This is a genomic window from Pacificimonas pallii (assembly GCF_019204005.1).
GTDB lineage: Bacteria > Pseudomonadota > Alphaproteobacteria > Sphingomonadales > Sphingomonadaceae > Pacificimonas > Pacificimonas pallii.
Map to the genome: position 1 here is coordinate 183653 of NZ_JAGSPA010000001.1, position 19558 is coordinate 203210.

A 19558-nucleotide genomic window follows, 5' to 3' on the forward strand; every position below is an offset into this window, starting at 1 on the left:
TTCCTTCCTTGGATCACTCAGAATCTGAGATCGACAGTCACCCCGAAGGTGCGGGGCTCGTTCAGTGCGATGAAACGCTGGCCCACGACATCCTGATCGAACAGATCGAAAAGCCGCTGCGTGACCTGCTTGTCCGTCAGGTTGCGAACCCAGCCGGTTATGCGCCACCTGCCCCCGTCAAGCTCGGCGCCGGCCCGCAAATTGACGAGCGCGTAGGATCCCACACGGCCTTCCGGCAGGGTATCGTTGGTGAGGAAGCTCGGTCCGCGCAGCAGGTAGTCCCCGGAAACGAACAGGTCCGCCATCGCGCTCACGGGTATTCGATATTCGCCATTGAGATTGAGGGTGTATTCCGGTGCGAACGGAATATGATTCAGTTCCGTCCCGTCAGGCAGGGTGCCTTCGTCATATTGCGCTTCAAGAACGGACCCATTTACGCCCAATGTCAGCCTGTCTGTCGGTCTGGTGCGAATATCAACCTCAACGCCGTAACTGTGCGCGGCACCCGCATTGATGATAAGCGGGTCGAAAACCGGCGTATTGGGATCATCGGCGGAAAGCTGGATGTCGGTCCAGTCCATGTAGAATATGGCAGTCTCGGCCTGAACAAGCCCCCCGAGCAAGGTGGCCTTCACGCCGCCTTCGTAATTCCACAGGGTTTCCGGAGCGAAGGAAATGCCGTCCGCATCGCCCAGCGCATCATTGAAGCCGCCGCTCTTAAAGCCTTTACTGACCGTTAGATACGCGGTCACGTCGGGCGAGAAGCGGAAGCGGATATTGGCGTTCGGTGTGAACTGGTTCCATTTGTCATTGGCCTGAACGGCAAAATCACCACCGAGCAGTGCGATCGGGTCGGCCTGCGCGTAATCGATCCTTTTCTTCTCTTCGGTATAACGCCCGCCAAGAGTGATATCGATCAGATCGGACAGCTCCCAGGTCAGACTTGCGAACCCGGCATAGCTGGTGGTCTTCATTTCCGCCCTGGAGCCTGCCCGAATGCCCTCCAATTCCGGCACGCCCTGAACGGCGGCCAAATCGGCGCCCACTTCAAGAAAGCTTAAGTTCTTACTCTTCTGCTCGAAATAATAGACTCCCGCGACCCATTCGACAGGACCGGCATTGCCCGAGATTCGGGTTTCCGTAGAGAAGCGCCAGACATCCTCGGGGTCACCATCGTAAAGCCAGCGCAGGGCGGACCGATCAATATCGGACCGATTTTCATAATCATGCGTGCGGTAGGCGGTAACGTTGTCGAGATTGATTGCGCCGATCGAGGTGCTCAAATTCGAGGTGATGCCCCACACTTCGGCCTCTTCTTCTGTAAGAATGTCGGCATAGACATCCCTGTCATAGGGGTCCGCGTTACGCTCGACGCCAAAGAGGTCTGCGACCGCTGCGAAGGTTGTCGAGGGATTATATTCGAGAGTTTCGAAAACCAGCGAGTCCTGGTCGACCTTGCGGTAATCGGCGGAGAGACGCCATTGCGTATCGGGCCCGAAATCGAACAATAATTGCCCACGGACTGACCATGCCTGTTTCGAGTTCACATCATCGCCGCGCAGAAGATTGTGAGAAATACCATCGCGCCGATCCGTGACCGCTGAAATCCGCGCTGAAAGCAGGTCGGGCACGATCGGACCACTCAAGGCAAGCCCCGCGCGCAACTGGTTGAAATTGCCATATTCGAGCTGTCCAATAGCCTCGAAATCCGGTGTCGGCCGGGCAGTAGTGTAGCTGATAACGCCGCCAATCGTATTGCGTCCGAACAGCGTGCCTTGCGGGCCGCGGAGAACCTCAACCCGTTCAAGATCAAAGAAATCTACCGATGCGCCGACGCCTTGGCCGAGGAAGACCTCATCAAGGTAAAATCCAACTGCCGGATCAGCGCCCGCCGATCCGGCATCGCCAATGACCCCGCGCAGCGATGTGGGCGATAGCTTCTCGTCGCCAAAATTCCCATAAGCCAGCCCCGGCGTGCGCACCGCAACCTCGTTGAAATCGGTGATGCCCTCTCGGAGAAGCTTGTCGCCAGTAAAAGCGGTGATCGAAATGGGCGCTTCCTGCAGCGTTTCTATTTTTTTTCGCGCTGTCACCACGATAAGAGGGATGCCGTCGCTTTCCAGTTCCGCGGCGAGCGAACTTTCCTGCGCAGCGGCAACATCAGCGGAAAAAAAAGTCGTACAGGCACTGAGGGCCAAGATGGACTTCGAGCGCATCGCAATACCTCCCCAAAAATGAACATGAGCTCATATTCTAATTTAGGAGAGTTAATTGGCTTGTCAACTCGCACGAAACGGCGATCGAAATCAGCATCGGGGTTTGTATGGCCAAGCGTGCGCAGGGAGGCAGCGAGAAGGGGAAGGCACCAGATACACCTACCGGCCTGGCGATGGGACGCGGTTCAGCCCAAGGCACCAAGAAGCCGTGCCATGCGTGACAGGTCGGCAGGGGGCGCAGAGTCCGGGTAAAGGACACGCAGCCATATCAGGCTGAGCGCTTGGGCAAGAGATTCGTCATCCGGCGTCTGCGCGGCGAGAAATTGTACAAACCGTTCGTCAGGATAGATGACGATCCGGCGCATCAACTCGTCCATCATGGCGCCGAGCGCGCATGCGGCAAAATAGGCAGCCGCCTCGGTCGCCTGTCCATCGTGGTTGCGGACAACACTTTGCGCAATCTTCTCATACCACTGACGGTTATACTGATGGACGATCCGCCCGAATTCGGCATCATTATCCATCATCTGGAAGACGCTGCGCATCAGGCCGGCATTGGCGCGAACGGTGCGAATCCATTGCAGATTCGCGTCCATGATGGGCAAGAACAGGGGGCAATCGCCCTTCATGGGACGCTGGTCGTTTTCCTGTATACTGGACAGAAACTCGTGAAGCACGGCACGCGTGACCTCGTCCTTATCCTTGTAATAAATGTAGAATGTTCCTTCGGACGCGTCGGCACCAGCGGTAATATCGGTCACCCGCATGGCATGGTAGCCGACCTGTTCCAGCACGCGCGCCGCCGCGAGTTTCAATCGTTCGCGCGTGCGGTCCCCCTTCCGTTTGGGTGGGGCATATTCCAGCCGTTCGGCCAGCGCGACAGAGTAACTTTTCATCGGGACCACAGCCCTTCCAGTTGAGACTAACCCTTCCGCTGCGCAATACACAGATTGCTGCCCATCAACAAAAAAGCGTTCTGAAGGCTTCGGACCCGCAAGGCGTCCGCCTGCGCGACGCATGCGCGCACCATGTCGCCCGAGAGGCTTCGATCAGAAGCTACGGACATTCCCTCGCTCTGGTCGGCCTATTCGTACGGAATTTTGGATTTCGGACATGCCATTTGGCTCATCATTGCGGATGAATCCAGCGTTTGAAGTGGGGATTCAGCGAATTTGCATATAGATTATCGATATCGCTCATTTCTCCGCTGTGCTTGGGCGTAGGATTGCAAGGAAAAAATCTCAACCAGTCGGGCCTTTCGCCGAATGATGTTTTTACGCGCCGCGCTCTTTATCACCCTGCTGTTTTCCTCCGCCGCCTATGCGCGACCAATGACGGCGCAGGATGTCGCTAAGTTGCGGCACGTGGACGGTGCCGCGATCGCACCGGACGGTACCCGCATCGCTTTCACCACGGCCTCCTGCCCGGATGTGCTGGCCGGCGAAGACAATGGCTCCGTGATCAAGCAATTGAGCCTAGGATGGGGACCGAACATATCGCGCAATTGGCTGCCGAAAGGCATAAACGTTTCGCACGTGCAATTTTCGCCGGACGGCACCTCAATCTCGTTTCTCCATGCCATTAAGGGAGAGAAGACAGCGATATGGGCTGTCCCTGTGGAGGGCGGGCCATTCCGAAAACTTGCGGCGCTCCCTGATGCCGCAATCCTGGCTTATCAATGGTCGAGCAACGGGGAGCATGTCTATTTTCTCGCCGAGGCAGAAGCCGACCCAAAGCGTATTCGGGACGTCGAATTGGGATTCAACGCTATTATTTACGAGGAGGAACCCCGGTTCAATCGTCTGTTCGCGGCGAAGATTTCAGCGCAAGTCGATACGGTCCCCCGCGAATTACCGGTGCCGGGCCACGTTTCCGAATTCGCGATGGCACCGAACGGTCGGACCATTGTCGTTGGAAGCGCGCCAACGCCGCTTGTGGACGATCATTATACGTCCAGGCGGTTTCATATTCTCGATCAGTCGAGTGGCAAAATTTTGAAGGTCGTCGCCACACAGGGCAAGCTGGGAGATGCGGAAATTTCGCCCGATGGGCAGCTTATGTCGCTCATCGCGGCGACTGATAAACATGACCCTGCGGCAACCACCTTGATGCTTGTGAACCTGGCAGACGGCCGCATGCAATCGCTGAACGCTGGTGCGCCGGAAGCGGCAGTTGATGCCGCATGGCTGGCAGACGGTCGATTGGCAGTGGCCGTGCATGTTGGCGCGGGCAGCCGCCTTCGCTTCTATGATCAAGACGGACGGATCGTCGAGGAAGTCGATCCGGGTCCTTTGGTGCTCCGCGGACTGGAAACGACGGGCGACAGGATTATCGTGCTTGCCGACGCGCCCAGCCATCCCGTTGAGTTATTCGCGTATCGAAGCGGCACGTTTGAACGCTGGACCGATCACAATCCGTGGCTGGCCGAGATCGATTTGGGTGAGCAAAGAACTTTCCGGTATATGGCAAGGGACGGTCAGGAAATAGAAGGCGTGCTGATCGAGCCGGTCGGCGGGGCACCTTCGGGCGGCGCGCCAACGATCATGAAGATTCACGGCGGCCCCGAACTGCATTTTTCGAACGGATGGACCACAAGCTACTCTGATCCTGGCCAGGTCGCCGCAGGCCGGGGCTATACAGTGTTCATGCCCAATTATCGGGGATCGACGGCATATGGCACCGCTTTTTCCAAGCAGCACCAAGGCAATTACACCGATCCGGAGTTCAATGATCTGGTGGACGCGAAACATGCCCTGGCCGCAGCGGGAATGACGGACCCTTCGCGAACCGGGATCGTCGGCGGATCATATGGAGGATATGCGGCGGGGTGGGCCGCCACAGCGCTTACGAAAGAATTTTCTGCAGCGGTGATGTTCGCTGGTATATCCAATCAGGTCAGTAAGTTTGGTACCGTGGATACTCCGTGGGAGATGCACAATCTGCACTCTCGCGCTTGGCCTTGGGATAATTGGCAGGATTTGCTGGTCGCAAGCCCGATCTATCATACCGAAAAATCGAATACGCCGTTATTGATCGTACATGGAGAACTCGATACGCGGATCGCGCCATCCCAGAGCTACGAGCTTTATCGCGCACTCAAGATCCGCCGACCAGATCTTCCCCTTCGGATGGTCTTATATCCTGGCGAAGGGCACGGTTTGTCTCGAGCGGCCGCCCGCCTGGACTATAATCTCCGGATGCTTCGATGGTTTGATACATATCTGCCGGCTGGCAATGCCGATGGCCCATTGCCGCCGACACGTCTGAGTCTTGGCGAACAGACCGACTAAAGGATATGGTCTGAAGCATCGGTGGTCGGCGGCGTTTCGGATGTCGGCACATGTTGTTATGATCGTCGGAAGCGTGCCGCCGCGGATCAGCGATGAAAGATGGCCAACGCAGCACGGACACCTCGCTTTGCGGGGCGAAATTAGCTGCCAGTGCGCCCGGATCGAGATCCCGGGCCTGTCATCATCGAGCCGCGATGACGCGTGTCATCGTTCGTATTTCGTGCCTTTCAAAAGCTTGGCGTCGAGATTTCTGGGATCAATCGGCAGCCCGAAAACTTCCTTCGAATGCGAATGTCCGAGTTGATGCGCAAGGAAGGCCGATTTCATGGCCGCCTCGCGCCCTTGACTGTCCTGAAAACTGTTCACCGCCTCCTTGGCGAGTTTAAGTGCGAATGAGGACTGTTTCGCAAAGCGTGTTGCCAATGCGATCGCGAATTCGCGCAGTTCCTTTGCCGGGACAACGTGGTTCACCATGCCGAGTTGCGCCGCATCCTGGGCCGACACAGCTTCCGCGCCGAAGAGCATTTCCTTCGCCTTGCGCGGCCCCAATTCGAACGGATGTGCGAACCATTCCACCCCGGGAATACCCAAGACCAACGTATTGTCGATGAAGCTTGCATCGTCCGCAGCCACGATGATGTCGCATGGCCAAACGAGCATGAGCCCTCCGGATATGCATCGGCCCTGCACCGCTGCGATTGTGGGCTTTGGGACACTTCTGATCGCCTCGGCGATACCGAAATAGACCTCGCGTTCGCGCGCCATCATGCCTTCCTGACCCGGCGCCGCAAAGTCGCTCCACATTCCGATCGTGTCATGCGCAGCGAGATTTTGTATTTCGTCGACTTCGCGCAGATCATTCCCGGCAGAAAAATGAGCGCCGTTCGCGGCCAGGATGATGACCTTGATATTGTCATCGCCCGCCGCACGCTTGAACGCATCGTGGACCGCATAGAGCATCTGCGTATCCTGCGCATTACGGACTTCAACCCGCTTGAGCGTGATCAGGGCAATATGCGGTGCAGGTAGGGCATATAGAACATCGTCTTCACGCATGGAATTTCCTTCAGCTAAGCCGAGCCGCCCCGTCGATTCGGATCGTCTCGCCATTCAGCATGGCGTTTTCGCAGATGGCGACGGCCAGATTGGCAAATTCGGCGCCGCTTCCGAGACTGTCATTTGGAAAGGGTATATTTTCGAGAAGCGGAGACGGGTCGCCATTGAATGCGGAAACGAGCATCGGCGTGTCAAAACTGCCCGGCGCAATCGTGCATACGCGAATGCCTGCGCTGGCCAGATCGCGTGCCATGGCGAGCGTCATGCCTACGACGCCGGCCTTTGCCGCGGAATATGCAACCGTTCCACGGGGGGAATCGAATGCGTTGATTGAAGAGACATTGATGATCACGCCGCGCTCGGCGCGGGCTTGCGGCATGTTCTTCGCCATCCGTTCGGCGGCGAGGCGCGCGCAATTGAAAGTGCCAATCAGATTGACCTCGATGATCTTGCGGAAAATATCGAGCGAGAAAGGCCCATTCTTACCGTAGGTACGTTTGAAATCTGCGGCTTTTCCCGCGGCATTCAGCAATATCGAGGGTCCGCTGAATATATTGGAAAGATCATCCAAAGCTGCTGTGACTGCATCTTCGTCACAAACATCAAGCGTGTACGATCTGAATTCGCCCGGCCCTTTGACAATGTCGAATATCGCAACATTCGCTCCGAGTTCGGCGAAGCGCCTTGCTGCGGCAAGGCCGAGGCCGGATGCCCCCCCTGTGACGATCACAGTGGCGCCAGAAACTATCATGATACAATCCCGTTCGATGACTGATTTTCGGCATCCCTGACCTGCAGCCGCGCCCGCACATCGCGGTGATCTGCCGCTGAAAATTTATATCCCCACATGAGCCAGATGCCGGCCACGTAAAATGGCACCGACAGGAGGATGAACATCCACTTCGTGGCAGCGACATTCGCGTTGGGATCAATGGATGGATCGAACCCCGCAAAGGCAAGCAGCGGCAAGGCAATGCCGATTGCGATGGCCTGCATGAACTTTCGCGAAAGACTCCAGGCGGAAAAATGTGTCGCCACGAGCGGTTCGCGGCCCTCCGCATCGGCAAAATAGTCTGCAGTGTCTGCCACCAGCGCCGTCGGCAATATTGCAAACCCACCGGCCGCAAGTCCGACAAGACATTCAAGCGCCAGAAAAACATATCCGTCCTCGCGTGAAAGCAGAGGAACCCCGATCGCCAAGATCGCCGCAGCGCAGCCAAGCGATAGCGCGATCGTTCGCGCCTTGCCGCAGCGCCTGCTGATCGCAAGCCAGAAAGGTACGGAAACGATGATCAAAATGTAGGGAAGCAACAATACCAGGCCGATCAACTCGGGCTGGCCGAAATAATATGTGACGAGATAGGCTGTGACGGCCAGCCCCGCCCCTTTTCCCAGTTCAATCGCGCAAAACGCAACCACAAGACGCGCGAAATGAGGGTTGCGCGTCAGCACGAATATCAGGTCGCTCCACCCTGATTTCATGTCATTCGATACGGGAATTTCGCGAAAGCTCTTCGCTGAGATCAAAACCGTCACAGGCAGCAGGACCGTGATGATGATGGCCATTGCCATCATCGTTGTCCGGTCGATTCCATGACCGAAACTGCTGGCCACAAGGGGGGCCAGCGAGGCGACCGCGATACCCGCAATCATGGCCGTCTCGCGAAAACCGCTGAGCGTGGACCGGTCGTGATACTGAGGGGCGATTTCCGCCCCCCAGGACCAATAGGGTATCTGGATGAGCGTCCACCCGAGATAAGTGATCAGGCTGGCGACAAGCAGATATGCCCCGGTCACCTCTACCGGTGGAACGAAAAGCAGCCAAACACCAATGAGCAGGACCGGCACGCCCGCCGCCATCCAGATGCGTCGACGCCCGAATTTGGACGTCGTGCGATCCGACATCAAACCAACCGCGGGGTCGGTTGCCACATCGAAGATGCGCGAAAGCAGGAGGATGGTTCCAATCGTGGCCAGCGCCAAGCCATGTACGTCGCTGTAATAGATCGGCACCAAGGCTGTCGCAGGAACGAGCATCACCGCCAGCGGGATGGCGGTCGCGCTATATCCGGCCAAGCGCCATAAATGCCGCCCGTTTTCGCGGTCGAAAGTCGTGGGTGACGGGGTCAACCTGTCGGCACCCTTCGGACAAATTCTGCAAGCGCCTTGCGAAAGGCGTCTGGCTGATCGAGATTTGCGAAATGGCCCGCGTCCGCCAGCTCCTTCACTTCGAACTGGTCATTGTTTGCCCACAGCGCCAAAGTCGAAGCCAGATTGCGATTGATGTCCTTGTCATGCTCGCCGCGCAGCAACATGACGGGAACCGCAAGATCGGCCGCGATCTCACGATAGTCATATTTTCTGATGTTCTGCTGGATGCGGTACGTCACCCCCAGATCCACGGCGCGGTACATCCGCAGGAGCACGTCTCTGGCGCGGTCCTGCCGGGTCGCGTTTTTCGCCACGATCCCGGCAAGCCGCTCGACCCCCATCGTCCTGCCGATCACATATTGCGCGAAAGCGATTCCGGGCGGGAAATTCAGGTGAAGAGTGGTTCCAAAAATTGCCAGGGAAACAATTTTGTCAGGTCGGTCATGCGCGGCATGAAGCGCAACGAGGCCGCCAAGCGAATTGCCCACGACATGCACGCTCTTGTCCGCGCAGCAGTCGATCAGATGTCCAAGATCCTGCGCCATTTTTTCGACGGTCAATGTCTTCCGCGTCAAAGGGGTGGGCGCCGTCGAGAGGCCATGCCCGCGCATGGATATGATGGTGCTGCTATAGCCCAGGTCAGCAAAATGCTGCGCGTCGGCGGCAAATTGCGAACTGTCAGCGCCGAGACCGGGCACGAAAAGGAAATGTCCGTTATCGCCCCCTGCCCAGGTCTGGGAGTGGATCCGGACGCCGTCAGTGGTTTCCGCGAGCAGAGCATCATCGGGAGAGATCATGCCAAATCCCCACCTGGCGTCAGCAAGGGTTTCATGATCTTGCCGAGTGCATTGCGCGGAAATTCGGCGCAAAGCTCACCACCTTGCAAACGCTGATATTTGCCCAGACGGGCATTGGACCACGCGATGATATCGTCAGCGGACGCGGTACTGCCCTGTTTAAGCTGAAAGAAGGCGTACGGCACCTCGCCCCATTTGTGATCAGGGCGGGCGATCACGGCCGCATCGACAATGTCAGGATGGTTGCGGATCTCCGCTTCGATATCTTGCGGGTAGACGTTGGCACCGCCGGAAACGATCATGTCCTTGATCCGTCCCCGCAGATGCAGGAAGCCCTGTTCGTCGATCTCACCCAGATCGCCGGAGCGGACATATTTGGAGCCATCGGACGATTGCCAGAATAGTTCGCCGTTAAGCTGCGGCTGCCGAAAATATCCGTCTGAAATCAGAATGTTCGAACCGGCGACCTCGCCAATCGTCCCCGCTGGAACAGGATTGAGGTTGCTGTCCAGAATCGCGACCATGCCCGTCTCGACCGGCGTGCCCACGCTTTCCATTCGGCCGTCCATCTGGCCGGGCCGAAGGATCGTGCAGACCCCTTCGGTATTTCCGTAAAGTTCGAACAGGCGAACATGGCTGTTCTCATGCATCCGCCGCTTGAGATCGGAAGGCAGAACGGAGCCCGCGGACACGATGGTCAGATCGCGTTCGGGCATCAAGCTGCCGTCGCACGGAAAAAGCATGCCCAGCTGTGTTGGCACAAGAAACGCGTGAGTGACTCCATGTTGCGCGATCTGATCAGGGATAGCTTCGGCCTTGAGATCGGGATCAATCACGAGCGTGCCGCCGGAATAGATGGTCGGCAGCAGCGTCATCCATGTGCCGTTGGAATAAGGCGCGGTTGCCAGCAGGGTCACACTGGCGGCGTCGATGCCATATTCCCGCGCGAAGATCAGACCATAGGCAGCCCTAGCTGCCATGCTGTGAAGGATTCCCTTGGGGCGGCCAGTAGTGCCCGAGCTGTAGATGAGGCTTATCGGTCTTTCAGACGAGAGGCGGGGACGACGCGGAAAGTGGCTTCCCGCCACATGCTGTCCAAATTGTGGGAGATCATGCATCCCCGCTTGCGGTCCGAGGAGCGCCTTGCCGGTATCGTCTCCCAAGATCAGCGCCGGATCGCAGTCGCTTAAGAGAGCGTCCGCGTCACGCCGGGTTATGAACATCGGCAGGGGCGTGACGATTCCCCCAGCGGCGCAGATGCCGAATATCGCGGCGATGAAGTCGGCACTGATACCGCCCGCCAGGACGACCCTGTCACCGGGCGCTAAATCCTGTTCGAGCAGGGCGGTCGCGATTTGGTCAATCCGGCAACGCAGCGCCTGCCAGTCGCAGACACCGTTTGGCGAGATAATCGCCGCACGCGATGGCGCGGATTCGGCATGCGATGCAATGGCGTCAAGCAAATCGCGCGGTATGGGTGAGATGTCAGAGTTCATGGCCGGGAAACGCAATGCTTGGATAGAAAGTGGATGATCGCGTCGACATCTTCACGGCGATCAAGCAAAGGCGCATGTCCAACCCCTTCGACCAGATTGAACTGTGCATTCGGGTGGCGCGCTATCATGGCCGCAGCGTTTTCCTCATCTAGAACATTCGATTCAGACCCCCTGAAAAGGAAAAGGGGTGCCCGCAAAGCGCCAAAGGCTTCGTCAAGGTCGAAATCGCCCCGGTGACTGCGAAGCTGCTGCGCCACTGCCGGATCAAAGTGCAAAGACCATGCGCCGTCATCCCTGCGCCGCGCGCTGTTGATGGCCATATCGACCCATGTTCGTTTGCCGGACTGCCTCATGCCGAAAGCGCCGAATGCGTTTTTCATGTGGCCGGCAAGGGCGGCGATACTTTCGAACCGCGTGTCGACCGACATCGCCTTAAAGATGGCATCCGCTATATCGCTGTTTAATTGCGTGCCGACGTCGTTGACGATGAGCGCGGTAATGCGGTCTGCTAAGGCGCCTGCGGATAACCGCATTCCCAACGCGCCGCCCATGGACACGCCCAGCCAGGCGAGCCTGTTCAGTCCCAGCTGGTCCACCAGCGCCACCGAAATTCGTTCGTAGACATCGAAACAATAGTCGCGATCCGGAGCGGCCGACCATGCTGACATTCCGCGGCCGATCATATCCGGGGCAACGCAGTAGAAGTGAGGGGAGAGCTGGCCGGCGAGCTCATCAAAATTCCGGCTGCTTCCGCCCAGCCCATGCATCAGCACGACAGCAGGCGCAGCTTTTTCCCCCCAGCGGCGAACGCCGATTTCAAAGCCATCGCAGTCGATGATGGTTTTCGCAGAATTCGCATATGCGCGTCGTTGACTAGTCACTTGATGGTTACCTTAGTCACCCATTCTGCTAGACACCCGTTCCGCAGAGATTGACAGGATATAGCAACGCCATGCCAACCCATAAAAGCCAGGCTCATTTGTTCGACCGCTCGCGTCAGCGGGAGAAAAAGCGTGCGGCGCTGATCTTGGAAGCCGCGCGCGCTTTTCACGAAAACGGCTACGCCGGCACGACACTCGACATGCTGGCAAAGCGTCTCGGAATCACGAAGAAAGCGTTGTACAATTATGTTTCTGGCAAAAGCGAACTTTTGCTCGAGATATTCTTGCTCTGGCTGGACCTTCAAGAAAAGTCGATTGGCGAGGCCGAGCAGGCCTTTGGTGACGCCGAGGCCAAACTGCGCGTCTATGCGAGCAATTATGTTCAATCGGTCTACGAACATTTCGTACCCATGGAACGAATGGTTGGCGAGCTCGACACGCTGGAAGAGGATGCCGTCCGTTCGATCCAACTCCGGCGCCGCAAGAACGACCAACGGCTCGCCGCATTGTTCGAGAGTGGGCAGGCAGGCGAATTCGCGGATTGGGATGCCAAATACGCGGTGCATGTTTTGAACGGCGCGATCGACTGGATGTTCAAATGGCTGAAACCAGGCGGCAAGGTCACACCTGAAGAGGCGTCAAGAGGGGTTATCGATATCGTCATGTATGGCTTTCGCAAACGCTGAGGGACGGCAGGATTGATATGCCGCGCGCCCCTCATTCGCCCACTTAATATTTGACCGTCGCCGTCAGGCGCCACCGGGCAGGCAGCCCGGGATAGGTAAAGTTCAGCCCTGGCGCGACTTCAAAAATCTGATCGTTGAATTCCTCATCGAGAATATTCTCGCCAGAGACTGCCAGTGACCAAAAATCACCTTCCAGCGCGGCGCGGGCTGAAAGCAGTCCGTAGCTGGGCTGGACCAGCGTGTTGGCCTTGTTCCAGGTTTGCGCGCCCTGCAGATAATATTCGCTTCGCAACACGAGGTTGAGCCCATCGGATAGCGGCCATCTATATTGCGCGCCTGCATTCACGACCAACTCGGTGCGGAATGGCGTCTGGTTTCCGACCAAGGCGGGGTTCGGGTCATCCACAATTTTGGTGTCGAGATAATCGAACGTGGCAAAGACGTCGAAACCCTTGGTTGGCTGAACGGCCAGACTTAATTCAACACCGCGATTTTCGCTTTTGCCGAGATTGTCCGTCGTGGTTATTAGATTGCCAGTGTTCGGATCGGTGATCAGCACCGAGACTTGCTGATTGCTGTATTCGATATGGTAGGCGGCGATTTCCGCGCGAACCCGGCCATTGAGGAACGCGCTTTTGAGACCCACCTCATATGATTTCAGCGTTTCCGCGCCAAAGGGAAGCGCACTCGCGGCATCGAATCCGCCGCTTCGGAAGCCTTCGCCATAACTGGCATAAGCCGTCACGTCGTCGGAGATCTCATAGGTGAGGGATATTTTGGGCGACGTCTGCTCGGTGGTTTGCCTGTTGGTCGCGATCGCAGGTGTCAGAACGTTCTGAACCTGCTCGTCGCGATCAAACCTCAATGCCGCCCCAAGTGTAAGCCTGTCAGTCACATCGATATCGAGCTGGCCGAACACGCCGATCCGCTCTCCATTCGTGATATTCGACGAGCCCCCCAGATTTCCAAGGCCGGCCAGAATCTCGACATCCGCTGTCGAAAATTCGACTTCATTATCTTCGTAAAACGCGCCGGCAAGCCACCTGAATGCCTGATCAGATGGAGACGCCAGCCGAACCTCCTGCGACAAGGCGCGATAGTCGCTGACGCTTGTTCGCGCGATTTGCAAACCGGGGGTAAAGCCAAAATCAGCGTCCTGGCGCAGGGTTTGATCCGATGTCACATATTGCGAGATCGATGTGAGCGTCGCGAAATCCAGATCTGCGGTGACCTTCAAGGCCGCATCTATCACGTCGCGCTTGTTGAAACCGTCAGCCAAGTCGACGACGTTCAGCGCGCCACCTATGTCATCCACATATGTTCGCGCGTCTGCGGTTATGAAGCCTGAATTATAGCCATTATCATATCCGTTTGCCGAAACTCTCAGATCAACATCAACCGCTGAAGACGGACGCCATAGCAATCGCCCTCGCGCGAAATATTCCTCACGCGTATCCTGATCGTCTCCCAGGCCATTGTCGAAAAATCCATCCGATTTGAGGTAGGAGCCACTGAACCTGACGAATAATTCATCAGCGATAATGGGCGTGCCGATCGCTCCGCCAACGCTATACTCATTGCCAGCGCCATATGTCGCGCGACCGCCAAATTCCAAATCATTCGACGGAGATTTTGTGATGATATTGATCACACCGCCGATCGTATCGCGGCCGTACAGTGCGCCCTGTGGCCCCTTGATAACCTCGATACGCTCAATATCGAACAACTGATTACGCAGCGGATCGCCAGCGGGAAGATAAACACCGTCAGAAAGGACAACGACAGACGGCGCGGTTCCGCCGATCTGGCCGACACCGCGGAAAACGATGATCGGGCGGTCTCCACCCTGAAATCCCTGCTGAACGTTTACGCCGGGAGTAAGCTGGGCAAAATCGGCGACTTCATCGATTTCCGCATCGTCGATTGCTTGCTCGTTGAAGACCGTGATCGCTTCCGGAACATCAAGCAGCGATTCCTCACGCAGCCTTGCCGTGACAACAATCGCGCTGTCGTCGACCTCCTGCCCGACTGGTTGCGCCTGCGCGTCATCCTGAGCAGCCGCCTGTGTGTGCTGCGTCAGTGCCAAGACCGCCCATGCGGCACCCGCCAAACCCCTCGCCTTCATTGCCTTCTCCCATTCATCACCTTATGGTGTATTATATCACTATGTGGTGACTTAAGTAGCTGATCCGTAATTCCGGCGCAAGGGCTGAGCGAAAATGACTGTATTGAAATGGGAAAATGTGGAGTCAGGCCTTCGCGTGTCGCGCATGGGGCCTGTGGCGGTCGTCCAGATTGACCGTCCGAGTCGCGCAAACAGCCTGGATATCGAAACCAGCCAAAGCATGGCCCGCATATTTGACGCCTTTGACAGTGATGACACGGTTGCAGCTGTGATTATCACCGGATCAGGACAACGGCATTTCTGCGCTGGAATGGACCTTGCCTGCGTAAAGCCGGGCGAACGCGTAATCCTTCCTGAAAGCGGGTTTGGCGGACTGACCGCGCGTGCTTCCGATAAGCCACTGATCGCAGCCGTGAATGGCGTTGCGTTGGGTGGTGGGCTGGAGGTGCTGCTGGCCTGCGATCTGGTTCTTGCGGCGCCGCACTGCAAATTTGGATTGCCGGAACCCGCGGTCGGACAAGCTGCTCTGGCCGGCGGGTTGGTCCGCCTGCCGCTGACAATCGGACGCATGCGCGCGATGGAGATGGTCTTGACCGGCCGTCTGATTTCGTCCGCCAGGGCGCTCGAATGGGGATTGGCAAATGAGATTGTGGCCGACGAACCTGTTCTGGACGCCGCCATAAGGCTCGCAAGCAAGATGGCCGAGCTTGCCCCTCTTGCCCAGCGCGCGTCTAAAGCTGTCATGTTGCAATCTGAACGCGCCGCTCTGGCACGGGAAAACCCACGGATTGTCGATACAATGCTCGATAGTAACGACGCCGTTGAGGGCGCGACGGCCTTTTTCGAGAAGCGAAAACCGATGTGGACGGGGAGGTAAGCGGTCCGGATGAATAAATTGAGTTATGTGCACGGCGCTGTTGATGAGCCTTTGATCTATTCAACAATAGGGTCTTTGCTGGATAAAGTGGCGCAAACACATGGCGACCGCGAGGCTGTCGTCATGTTGCACCAGGACTGGCGGATGACTTATGCTGAATTGGCAGACGCTGCGGATGCAATCGCGGCCAATCTTCTGGACCTTGGCCTTAGGCCAGGCGACCGGGTAGGCATCTGGTCCCACAATCGGATGGAATGGCTGTTAACGCAATATGCGACTGCCAAAGCGGGGCTGATCCTGGTGACGATCAATCCGGCTTACCGCAAATCCGAGCTAGCCTATGCGCTTGCGAAAGTGGGCTGCCGCGCGCTCATTCTGGCGGATCGTTTCAAGACCAGCGATTACCATGCCATGATCCTGGACCTGGTCCCGGAATTGGCAGATGCCGCGTCCGGACCATTACAAGCCCAGGCCTTTCCAGAGTTGAAATTCGTCATCGCTCTGGGTGAAACTCAGCCGCCGGGCTTTATCCCATTCGCTCATTTGCAAAGGATACCCACCGAACAGGCGCGGCACAGCCTCGCTGACATCACACGCGACCTCCAGCCCGACGATCCCGTCAACATACAGTTTACCAGCGGCACAACCGGCAATCCGAAGGGAGCGACGCTTACGCACTTCAATATTGTCAACAATGGATATTTCACCGCCAAGACCCAGGCCTTCGGTGCTGAAGACCGCGTGTGCGTACCGGTGCCGCTATATCATTGCTTTGGAATGGTACTCGCGAATCTCGCCTGCCTGCCTGCGGCAGCCGCTGCCATCTTCCCGTCCGAGTCTTTCGAACCAGAAGCGACCCTGCTCGCGCTGCAGCATGAGGGATGCACGGCGCTTTACGGGGTACCCGCAATGTTTACGGCACTGATCGAAGCTGCCGAAGGAAGCGATATGGACGTATCAAACCTACGTACCGGGATCATGGCGGGATCACCCTGCCCCATTGAGTTGATGAAGCGCGTTATCGCCGACTTCGGACTGACCGATATCACCATCGGATACGGCATGACGGAAACAAGTCCGCTGAGTTTTCAATCGGCACTTGATGATACGCTTGACAGGCGGGTCTCCACTGTCGGCCGCGTGCATCCCCACGTGGAAGTCCGGGTGGCGGACGATGACGGCAGGACGGTTGAGACCGGCGTCGAAGGTGAAATCCTTACGCGAGGCTATTCGGTCATGCTCGGATATTGGGATGACCCGGAAAAAACCAGTGAAGCGATCGATCGCCATGGATGGATGCATACTGGAGACTTAGGGACGATCGACGCCCATGGCTATTGCCAGATCGTTGGGCGGAAAAAGGACATGATCATCCGTGGCGGCGAGAATATCTCCCCCACTGAAATCGAGAACCACCTTTATAAGCATCCCGATATCAGTGAGGCCGCAATCTTTGGAATCCCCGATGAACGACTTGGTGAGATCGTGGCATGCTGGGTCATCCCGAAACCCGGCAGTGAATTGACGCCTGAACGCGTTGTCGAATTCTGCAAGGACCATATCGCCCACTACAAAGTGCCGGCGCGGGTGCGCCTGGTCGAAGACCTCCCGCGAACCGTTACGGGAAAGATCAAGAAATTCGAAATGCGCGACAGTGAGATCGCACGATCCCGTTAATTTGCTGGCGGCGATGATGCCGATGGAACCTGTCAAAGTCTTCCAAATGCCGTCGGCGATCGCAAAGGCAGGCCGCTCATTCTGCTGGTTGGCAACAGGCACATGAGCGATAATGAATCATTGCCGCGCGATTGGCCAGCCTCCACCCCATAAGTTGAAAGGACTGTTTCATGTGACGCTGTTGACCTGCTTGTAACGCGGATTATCCCATAGCCTGTTCAAGATGACATCTTCCACGACTTCAGCAGCGGTCACGATGTCACCAGTGTCGAGATAGAGAGGTGTAAATCCAAACCGCATGATGTCGGGTGCCCTGAAATCACCAATCACCCCCCGGTCGATAAGGGCCTGCATCGCGGCATAGCCATGTTCGAACCGGAAAGAGACCTGACTGCCGCGTGCGGCAGGGTCCCTTGGGCTGACGAGGTGGAGGGCCGGGCATCGTTTCTCGACTTCGGCGATAAAGCGCTCCGACAGTTCGATCGACGCAGCACGGACGTCGCCCATGTCCACGCCGTTCCATATCTGCATGGCAGCCTCCAGAGCCGAGAGCTGAATGATGGGCGGGGTGCCGACGCGCATGCGTTCGATGCTGTTCGCGGGCCGGTAATCGCGATCAAATGCGAAGGGGACGTCGTGCCCCATCCAGCCCGCGAGCGCCGGGCGGACCGTTTCAACAAGGTCAGGCCTGACATAAATGAACGCTGGCGCGCCCGGGCCGCCGTTCAGATATTTATAGGTGCACCCAACGGCGAATTCACAGCCGGAGTCCGTGAGCTGGACGGGAACCGCGCCTGCGCTGTGCGCCAGATCCCAGATCATCACGGCACCGGCGTCATGGGCCGCGGACGTAATTCTGTTCATCTCGTGCAGCCGGCCGGTCCGGTAATCGACCTGCGTGATCATGACGGCCGCCACAGTCTCGTCAATGGACCGCTCAACGGCTTCCGGTGCTACGATCCGAAGTTCATGGCCTTTGTCCAAACTTTCAATAAGGCCCTGGGCCATGTAGAGGTCGGTGGGGAAATTACCGCTATCGGAAAGGATGATTTTCCGGTCCGGCCGCATCTGCAAGGCCGAGGCGAGCGCCTGATACACTTTGATCGACAGGGTGTCGCCCATGACGATCGATCCGCCAGGCGCGCCGACCAGTTTCGCAATCAGGTCGCCGACACGGGCAGGCTGTTCCATCCATGCGCACTCGTTCCATGCGCGGATAAGCGCCTGACCCCATTCCCTCTCGACGACTTCGGTGATCCGCCTGGAAGCAATACGCGGCAAAGGCCCAAGAGAGTTGCCGTCCAGATAAATGACGCCGGACGGAATAACGAACTGCTCTTTTCTAAAAACCGCGCCGCTCTTCATGGTCATAGCGCGCCCCGCAGATTCCAGAGTTCAGGAAACAATTCGACTTCCAGCATTTTTCGCAGATACTGCACGCCGACCGTGCCACCAGTTCCGCGCTTAAGACCGATAATGCGTTCGACCGTCGTCACATGGTTGAAACGCCAGCGGCGAAAATAGTCTTCTAAATCGACAAGTTTTTCCGCAAGTTCATACAAGTGCCAGTGCTTTTTCGGATCCTTGTATATCCGAATCCACGCCGCCATGACGGCATCATTAGCGACATATGGCCTATTGAGAACATAGACTGACGGATCGAACGTCACGCCACGCGATTTTCCAAGCGCCATCAGCGCGACCTGATAGATGGAGGGCTGCGCCAGCTCCCGCTCCAGCATTTCAATAAGCTCGGGCCGGTGCTGATGCATCGCCATCATCTTGAGGTTGCGATTGCCGAGGGAATATTCGATCAGGCGGTACTGGTGGGACTGGAACCCCGATGACTTGCCAAGGTCTTCGCGGAAATGGGTGTACTCGCTCGGCGTCATCGTGCGCAGTACATCCCAGGCCGAGGTCAATTGATCGAAAATCCGGGCGACACGCGAAAGCATCTTGAACGCAGGCGAAAAATCTCCCTCCGCCAAATTCGCCCGCGCGGCGTTGAGTTCATGCAGAACCAGCCGCATCCATAACTCGCTCGTCTGATGCTGAATGATAAACAGCATTTCGTCATGGGCACTGGAAAGCGGGTTCTGCGCGCCGAGTATCTTGTCCATACCCAAATAGTCGCCGTAGCTCATCTCGTCCTTGAAAGACGTGTAAGCACCATCTTCGTTTTTCGCCTTGTCAGTGCCGGATGACGGACAGTTCATTCGTCTAACTCCTTGAGAGACAGCACTCTGGACGACATGAAGGTCCGCCGCTGGCCCTTTGCGTACGCCATATCGCGCTTCGAAAGCGGA

15 protein-coding genes are annotated in these 19558 nt (G+C 57.2%); 4 read left to right on the plus strand and 11 right to left on the minus strand.

The features are described 5' to 3' along the window. Positions 1-17 precede the first annotated feature (17 nt). Together KCG44_RS00825 and KCG44_RS00830 are read right to left on the minus strand one after the other, a co-directional pair. The gene (locus KCG44_RS00825) at positions 18-2216 is read right to left on the minus strand and encodes a TonB-dependent receptor (RefSeq protein ID WP_218443606.1); all 2199 of its coding nucleotides are present in this window, start codon (positions 2214-2216) and stop codon (positions 18-20) included. A 185-nt stretch (positions 2217-2401) separates the two neighbouring features. After that, a complete protein-coding gene (locus tag KCG44_RS00830) occupies positions 2402-3112 on the minus strand; it encodes a TetR/AcrR family transcriptional regulator (RefSeq protein ID WP_218443607.1) in 711 nt (236 codons plus the stop codon). Between the two features lie 369 nt (positions 3113-3481). Here KCG44_RS00830 and KCG44_RS00835 point away from each other — a divergent pair, with 369 nt between their 5' ends. Further along, positions 3482-5506, plus strand: coding sequence for a S9 family peptidase (locus tag KCG44_RS00835; protein WP_218443609.1), 2025 nt, complete (start codon positions 3482-3484; stop codon positions 5504-5506). Positions 5507-5710: 204 nt separating this feature from the next. Here KCG44_RS00835 and KCG44_RS00840 read toward each other — a convergent pair whose 3' ends face one another. The 6 genes from KCG44_RS00840 to KCG44_RS00865 are packed head-to-tail and all read right to left on the minus strand — an operon-like array spanning position 5711 to position 11887. Next, positions 5711-6562, minus strand: coding sequence for an enoyl-CoA hydratase (locus KCG44_RS00840; RefSeq protein ID WP_218443610.1), 852 nt, complete (start codon positions 6560-6562; stop codon positions 5711-5713). 10 nt (positions 6563-6572) lie between these two features. After that, positions 6573-7313, minus strand: a complete 741-nt coding sequence (locus KCG44_RS00845; protein WP_218443611.1) for an SDR family NAD(P)-dependent oxidoreductase — start codon at positions 7311-7313, stop codon at positions 6573-6575. Then, complete coding sequence (locus KCG44_RS00850) at positions 7310-8692, minus strand: MFS transporter (RefSeq protein ID WP_218443613.1); 1383 nt, start codon at positions 8690-8692, stop codon at positions 7310-7312. The genes KCG44_RS00845 and KCG44_RS00850 overlap by 4 nt, the downstream gene beginning before the upstream one ends. Further along, complete coding sequence (locus KCG44_RS00855) at positions 8689-9510, minus strand: alpha/beta fold hydrolase (RefSeq protein WP_218443614.1); 822 nt, start codon at positions 9508-9510, stop codon at positions 8689-8691. Before KCG44_RS00855 ends, KCG44_RS00850 begins: the two co-directional genes overlap by 4 nt. Beyond that, a complete protein-coding gene (locus KCG44_RS00860; RefSeq protein WP_218443615.1) occupies positions 9507-11006 on the minus strand; it encodes a class I adenylate-forming enzyme family protein in 1500 nt (499 codons plus the stop codon). Before KCG44_RS00860 ends, KCG44_RS00855 begins: the two co-directional genes overlap by 4 nt. Next, positions 11003-11887, minus strand: a complete 885-nt coding sequence (locus tag KCG44_RS00865) for an alpha/beta fold hydrolase (protein ID WP_218443617.1) — start codon at positions 11885-11887, stop codon at positions 11003-11005. The genes KCG44_RS00860 and KCG44_RS00865 overlap by 4 nt, the downstream gene beginning before the upstream one ends. A gap of 71 nt (positions 11888-11958) precedes the next feature. Between KCG44_RS00865 and KCG44_RS00870 the strand changes: the two genes are divergently transcribed. Beyond that, positions 11959-12573: a TetR/AcrR family transcriptional regulator gene (locus KCG44_RS00870; protein ID WP_218443619.1), complete on the plus strand. Its 615-nt coding sequence runs from the start codon at positions 11959-11961 to the stop codon at positions 12571-12573. Between the two features lie 43 nt (positions 12574-12616). Here the strand turns inward: KCG44_RS00870 and KCG44_RS00875 are convergent, their stop codons facing one another. Continuing rightward, entirely contained in the window at positions 12617-14698 is a 2082-nt protein-coding gene (locus tag KCG44_RS00875; protein ID WP_218443620.1) for a TonB-dependent receptor, read from the minus strand. A gap of 94 nt (positions 14699-14792) precedes the next feature. On the opposite strand from KCG44_RS00875, the gene KCG44_RS00880 reads away from it, so the two are divergent. Next, complete coding sequence (locus tag KCG44_RS00880; RefSeq protein WP_218443622.1) at positions 14793-15575, plus strand: enoyl-CoA hydratase-related protein; 783 nt, start codon at positions 14793-14795, stop codon at positions 15573-15575. A 9-nt stretch (positions 15576-15584) separates the two neighbouring features. After that, a complete protein-coding gene (locus tag KCG44_RS00885; protein ID WP_218443624.1) occupies positions 15585-17252 on the plus strand; it encodes an AMP-binding protein in 1668 nt (555 codons plus the stop codon). A gap of 168 nt (positions 17253-17420) precedes the next feature. Here the strand turns inward: KCG44_RS00885 and kynU are convergent, their stop codons facing one another. Both kynU and KCG44_RS00895 read right to left on the minus strand, forming a co-directional pair. Continuing rightward, positions 17421-18623 (minus strand): kynureninase, encoded by a 1203-nt coding sequence (kynU, locus tag KCG44_RS00890; RefSeq protein WP_255536243.1) that lies wholly within the window; start codon positions 18621-18623, stop codon positions 17421-17423. Then, on the minus strand, positions 18620-19468 hold the full coding sequence (locus KCG44_RS00895; RefSeq protein WP_218443625.1) for a tryptophan 2,3-dioxygenase: 849 nt from the start codon (positions 19466-19468) through the stop codon (positions 18620-18622). Before KCG44_RS00895 ends, kynU begins: the two co-directional genes overlap by 4 nt. Positions 19469-19558 lie beyond the last annotated feature (90 nt).